Source organism: Liquorilactobacillus satsumensis DSM 16230 = JCM 12392 (genome assembly GCF_001435195.1).
GTDB classification, from domain to species: domain Bacteria; phylum Bacillota; class Bacilli; order Lactobacillales; family Lactobacillaceae; genus Liquorilactobacillus; species Liquorilactobacillus satsumensis.
The window spans coordinates 58,428-63,900 of record NZ_AZFQ01000049.1 but is presented as its reverse complement, the minus strand read 5'-3'; the positions used below and the strand labels follow the sequence as shown (position 1 = coordinate 63,900).

At 41.3% G+C, this 5,473-nt stretch carries 6 protein-coding genes; 1 reads left to right on the top strand and 5 read right to left on the bottom strand.

Annotation, left to right across the window (positions count from 1 at the left end; translation table 11 throughout):
* Positions 1-234 precede the first annotated feature (234 nt).
* Positions 235-852 carry an NADPH-dependent F420 reductase gene (locus FD50_RS08115; protein ID WP_056961083.1) on the bottom strand — a complete coding sequence of 206 codons (618 nt, stop codon included), beginning with the start codon at positions 850-852 and terminating at the stop codon, positions 235-237.
* A 171-nt stretch (positions 853-1,023) separates the two neighbouring features.
* Here FD50_RS08115 and FD50_RS08110 point away from each other — a divergent pair, with 171 nt between their 5' ends.
* The gene (locus FD50_RS08110) at positions 1,024-1,530 is read left to right on the top strand and encodes a type 1 glutamine amidotransferase domain-containing protein (protein ID WP_056961082.1); all 507 of its coding nucleotides are present in this window, start codon (positions 1,024-1,026) and stop codon (positions 1,528-1,530) included.
* Between the two features lie 281 nt (positions 1,531-1,811).
* Here FD50_RS08110 and FD50_RS08105 read toward each other — a convergent pair whose 3' ends face one another.
* From FD50_RS08105 to FD50_RS08090, 4 genes are all read right to left on the bottom strand, one after another.
* Positions 1,812-2,588, bottom strand: a complete 777-nt coding sequence (locus FD50_RS08105) for an ABC transporter ATP-binding protein (RefSeq protein WP_056961081.1) — start codon at positions 2,586-2,588, stop codon at positions 1,812-1,814.
* A complete protein-coding gene (locus FD50_RS08100) occupies positions 2,575-3,480 on the bottom strand; it encodes an ABC transporter permease (RefSeq protein WP_056961080.1) in 906 nt (301 codons plus the stop codon). The genes FD50_RS08105 and FD50_RS08100 overlap by 14 nt, the downstream gene beginning before the upstream one ends.
* Positions 3,477-4,484, bottom strand: a complete 1,008-nt coding sequence (gene trpX, locus FD50_RS08095; RefSeq protein ID WP_056961079.1) for a tryptophan ABC transporter substrate-binding protein — start codon at positions 4,482-4,484, stop codon at positions 3,477-3,479. Before trpX ends, FD50_RS08100 begins: the two co-directional genes overlap by 4 nt.
* Before the next feature lie 294 nt (positions 4,485-4,778).
* Positions 4,779-5,252, bottom strand: coding sequence for an Rrf2 family transcriptional regulator (locus tag FD50_RS08090; RefSeq protein ID WP_054758016.1), 474 nt, complete (start codon positions 5,250-5,252; stop codon positions 4,779-4,781).
* Positions 5,253-5,473 lie beyond the last annotated feature (221 nt).

The window sequence follows — 5,473 nt, the reverse complement described above, 5'->3', positions numbered from 1 at the left end:
TTGTCACAGCCCTTTATTTATGAGCAGTCAAGCTTTAGATGCAACTTTTAAGCCGGCAGCACCAACTGAATTCAGTGCTGTTAATGAGCGCAGGGTGTCGGCACTTCTTTAATGTGCTCCAACCAGCAACCTCCTGTGCCTAAGCCAGAATTATGCGTAACCAAACCCAGGTTACTTTATAATTCTGACTTTAGTCCACGGCGGCTGAACGCTAGTTGTCGGCACTTCTAGTTATTATTTTGCGAATTTTGCCGTCAACTCATTACGATTTCCTGAAAAAAGAAACAACGGTGTATCAGCCTGAAACTTCAAACTATCCTTTAAATCGCCAACATTATAGGGCGTGAAGCCAATTTGCTTAATCAAGTCGGAAACAGTTGCCTTAACCTGTGAATCACCCGCAATTGGCAGTGCAATGCGTTTGTCATCACTAACATTTCTAGCCAAATTTTCAAGGTTAGCAACAGGAATGGTATTGAAAGCTTTGACAATTTTAGCACCTTTAAAATGATGTGCGACCAGCTCCGAACTAGCAAGTTGATGGCTGGTAAGCTGTTCAAATTCTCCATCCCGATGAGGGAAATAATTTGTTGCATCTACGACCGCTTTCCCATTGAATAGGGTTTGATCGAGTTCAAAAATTGCTTTGTAAGGAAGTGCGAGCACAATCAGTTCTTGGCGTGCAACCTCAGCCAGATTTCCAGCCTCAGCCCGCGCACCTAGGCGTTGAATTACTGGTTTTAACCTATCTAGGCCATGTTTGTTTGTGAGCACTACAGAATGTCCTGCGTTAATAAACAGTGAAGCTAATACTTGGGCAACATGTCCGCCGCCAATAAAACCGATTTCCATTAAAAACACCTCCGGAATTTTTAAAAACGTTTTAGATATCACCGTCATTGTAGACTATAATTGCAGAACTGACAAACATTGCTTTTTCAGGCACAAGCTGATCAATTGAATTAACTAACCTTGCTTGCTATAGTTGTAACCGTAGACAAAGACCTGCAAGGAGGAATTTTAATGAGTAAAGTTGCAGTATTAGTAACCGATTTAGTGGAAGATGTAGAATATACCGCTCCGGTTGAAGCTTTGAAAAAGGCAGGACATACAATTACCACAATTAGCCCCGCCGGGAAAACAGTAGTTACTGGAAAACATGGAACTGAGATTAAAGTTGACAAAAACATTAACGAAGTGCAACCGACCGCTTTTGATGCTTTGCTATTGCCAGGTGGCTTTTCTCCTGATCAGTTGCGGGCTGATGAAGCCTTTGTGGCATTTACGAAGCACTTTCTTTTGGCAGATAAGCCACTTTTTGCAATTTGCCATGGACCGCAGCTCTTTATCCAAACTGGACTTGTTAAGGGCCGTGAATTAACTGCATATCAGACTGTTCAATCTGATCTTTATTACGCAGGCGGTGTGGTCAGAGACGAGCCTGTTGTGACAGACCACAACTTGATCACAAGCCGTACCCCAGATGACATCCCTGCGTTTAATAATGCAATCGTTAACGCTTTGGCATAAAGTTAAAGCACGGTAGATTTTAAAATCGTTAGTAACTGTTAATTCGGATATTAAATATTAAAGATAAAGCTAAGAGAGTATGACATAAGTCGGGAAAATTTAAGTGCTAACTCGAAATTACGAACATAGCGAGTACTTTGCTATGAGTAATTCGCAGTTAGACGGAGAATTTTGACTTATGGAACACGTTTATCCGGAATAAAAGAGGGGCTGTGACAAAAGTTAAATTTTGTCACAGCCCCTTAGCTTTACCCTTAGAACATGTTTATGTGATATATATTCTATTCGATTTCGCTGAATAATGCGAGAAGATCTTCTTTAGTTAGCTTTTTCTTTTGTTCACCGCTGACATCAAAGGTAATTTTACCTTTATCAAGGACAACGAGTCGATTACCATATTTTAAGGCATCGTCCATCCGATGGGTAATCATCAGGCAAGTTAATTTTTGTTCTGTGATATTCCGATTGGTTTGTTCCATTAACTGTGCACTGGTTTTAGGATCAAGTGCAGCGGTATGTTCGTCAAGTAAGAGCAGCTCAGGGCGCTTGATAATTGCCATTAAGAAGCTAAGTGCTTGTCGCTGCCCGCCTGAAAGATTTTCAGTAGCAACATCAAGCTTATCTGCGAGTCCATTATTCATTGAGGCTGTCAGTTTCTTGAATAATTGGCGTTTTTTCTTAAGTCCGCGCAATTTTAGCGTACGGCTGTCACCGCGCTTAGCCGCAAGGTTCAGATTTTCTGCAACTGTCATGCGCGGAGCTGTTCCCATCTTAGGATCTTGGAAAACACGACTTATGAATTGTGATCTTTTGACAACATTTTCTTTTGCAATGTTGCGACCATGATGGAGAAGCTGACCACTGCCAACCGGGATACTACCAGCAATAGTGTTGAATAAGGTAGATTTTCCAGCCCCATTTGGTCCAATAACTGTGATAAAGTCGCCTTCAAAGATTTCAAGGTTTAGCTGATTCAACAGTGCGGTTTGTGCAGGAGTATTTGGATTAACATAAGCGACAACTTCTTTTAGTGAAAGTAAAGGTTTATTTTGAACCATGGATTGCTGCCCCCTTAGAAATAATATGGTCGAGTCCTAACAATGCACTTAGCTTGGGAAGCATCAGACAAATTGCGAGGATTACGGCAGACAATAAGTTCAGATCATTGGTACTAAAGCCTAATTGCAAGACAATCAATAAAACGAAACGGTAGAGAATACTTCCAAGTGTAACGGCAACTAAACGTTGATTCAGTGTTAATTCACCGAAAACAACCTCGCCAATAATGATCGAGGCTAAAGCAATTACGATGATCCCAATGCCCATGTTGACGTCAGCGTAGCCGTTATTTTGTGCGATGAAGGCACCTCCCATGCCAATCAAACCGTTTGAGACCATTAAGCCCATGATTGTCATATTATCAGTATTAATACCGAGAGAATTTGCCATTATCGGATTATCACCAGTCGCAATAAAGGCTTGGCCTAGTTCAGTTTGAAGAAACAGAATTAAAGCGGCTGTGACGACCACGATGATAATCAGTCCGACTGTAACGCTGTCAAAGTATTTAGGTAGCAATTCGAGGAAGTGGTTGCTGAAAACAGTTTGTTTACCTAATAAAGAGATATTAGCACCACCCATAATCCGCAAGTTAATGGAAAGACAAGCAGTCATTACCAGAATTCCAGCTAACAAAATGGGAATTTTACCTTTAGTATAGAGCAGACCAGTGACAAGTCCGGCGAGTGCGCCTGTTAAAAAAGCAAGTGCAGTTGCCAAAAGTGGCGAGACACCATGACTGATAGCAGCAACTGCTGTGGCCGCTCCCAACGGAAAGGTACCTTCAACCGTCATGTCTGGAAAATTCAAGATCCGGAAGGTTAAAAATAATGCGACGCCTAATACAGCCCACAACAGGCCCTGACCTATACTTGAAACAATCATACTCATTTAAAGACTTCTCCTTTCGCTTCAGCCTGTTTTACAATTTCATTTGGCAACGTAATTCCTAATAACTTAGCTTCTTTTTGATTAATTACATACGTCCCCTTAGTAACATACGCAACTGGGAAAGTTGCAGTTTTGCGTCCTCGCAGGACCTGTGCAGCCATTTCACCCGCAACTTTACCAAGTTCTTTTTGACTGATTGCATATGAAGCAAGACCGCCATCTTTGACCATTGTATCAGCGGAAGGAATTACAGGAATCTTTGCCTGATTGGCGACATTGACCAATGTTTTCATTGCTGAGGCAACTCCATTATCTTGAGGTGCATAGACTGCATCAACCTGAGAGGTCATTTGTTCCGCAACTTGTTGCATATCGTTAGTACTAGAGATGGTATATAGTTTGTAGTTAACACCAGCTTGTTGGCAGAGTTTTGCAAACTTCTTTGCATTATATGCGCCACCATGGTCGGAGGAAGTGTAGATAATTCCAATCGTTTTTGCATTGGGGACAATTTGTTTTAAGAGTTCCAGTTGCTTTTGTAGCGGAGATTCACCAGAAGTACCGGTGACATTTCCACCTGGATGCTTATCAGATTTTACTAAGCCGCTGCCAGCAGGATCTGTGATACCTGCCAGAATCACTGGAGTGCTTTTAGAGACGGAATTTGCGAGTGCCTGTGCCGCCGGTGTAGCGATTCCGGCAACTAGATCAACGTTTTCGTTTGCAAATTTTGTGCTCATGGTCTTCAAATTGCTCTGATCTCCTTGAGCATTTTGAAAATCGATTTTAATATTTTTTCCTGGAACATACCCATATTCTTTCAAGCCTGCAACGAAACCTTGATGAATTTGATCAAGGGCAGGGTGGGTGACTAGCTGCAAGATACCGACTGTTGGAATTTTTTCCTTATTTGACGAAGTCGTTTTACTAGCATTTTGTGTTGTGAAAAATGCAACTCCTAAAAAAATTATCAGTGCTGCAATTAATGTATACATTCTTTTCATGGTGTTCCCCCTATTTTTAACTGATAGCTGAGGGCAAATAAAAAGGGCAAACCAACGAGTTTTGGTTTGCCCTTGCAACCGAAGCCCGCTGTGTTAGACCCATGCGGACTTCCTAATGTACACGAAAGTTAGTCGGCACAGATACAAACTGTTTGCCAGATTGTATCCGTTTCTTCACGAATTACAATCCACCATGCCGGCTTTGCCATGAACTATTCAAGTTGGCAACTTTGAACTTTCCCATACTGTTCCGTCCCTTCTAAAACTAATTAATGTCATTATATGAGAGGGTGATTAAAAAGTCAAGCTGCTTTTGGGATTAGTTGTGGTGCCTGTTTTTGGTTGCTGAGATTCAATATTTGATTTGACATCAGTGATAATATCTTGAAGTGTAATTTGCTGCATACGTGCTTCAGCAGCTCGCTGGACCTCCAGATAGTATTTATTAAGAACATGCGGCATTGAATTGCCAATCACACATTTTTTAGAAGTATTGTGATCAACCTTTAATAAGGGCTCTTTGGGCTGGGTAGCCAAATAAATCTCAAAAAGAGTGATTTCACCCGGAGCTTTGGTTAACCTGGGTGCAGCAGTTCCTTGAGTAGTTTCAAGCAAACTAGCTTTTCTAAGTTGTCCCATCATGCGGCGGGTTAAACTTGGGTTGGTGTTAATGCTGCTTGCGATTAATGCACTTGTGCTTTTTTGATGCTCGTGGGTATGGATAAAGACGAGAATATGAATTAAGTCACTTAATCTATTATTAGCCACAGAAGACACCTCCTTTTCCAGATGTTACTTTAAAAGTAATATTAGCATAAAAGTAATGAAAAACAAATTTGTGTTACTTCGGTCAGCCTACTTTAAGCCGGAAAAAGAGAACGAATTCTTGTGGCACGTTCTGGGATGTGTAAAACAAATTAGGTTCGGACCAAAAGGTAACCAAGCGGAATAAAAGAGGGACTGTGACAAAAGTTAAATTTTGTCACAGT

Coding starts and splice junctions, on each gene's coding strand:
- FD50_RS08115 (WP_056961083.1), bottom strand. CDS start 852: ATGGAAATCGGTTTTATTGGCGGCGGACATGTTGCCCAAGTATTAGCT.
- FD50_RS08100 (WP_056961080.1), bottom strand. CDS start 3,480: ATGAGTATGATTGTTTCAAGTATAGGTCAGGGCCTGTTGTGGGCTGTA.
- trpX (WP_056961079.1), bottom strand. CDS start 4,484: ATGAAAAGAATGTATACATTAATTGCAGCACTGATAATTTTTTTAGGA.
- FD50_RS08110 (WP_056961082.1), top strand. CDS start 1,024: ATGAGTAAAGTTGCAGTATTAGTAACCGATTTAGTGGAAGATGTAGAA.
- FD50_RS08105 (WP_056961081.1), bottom strand. CDS start 2,588: ATGGTTCAAAATAAACCTTTACTTTCACTAAAAGAAGTTGTCGCTTAT.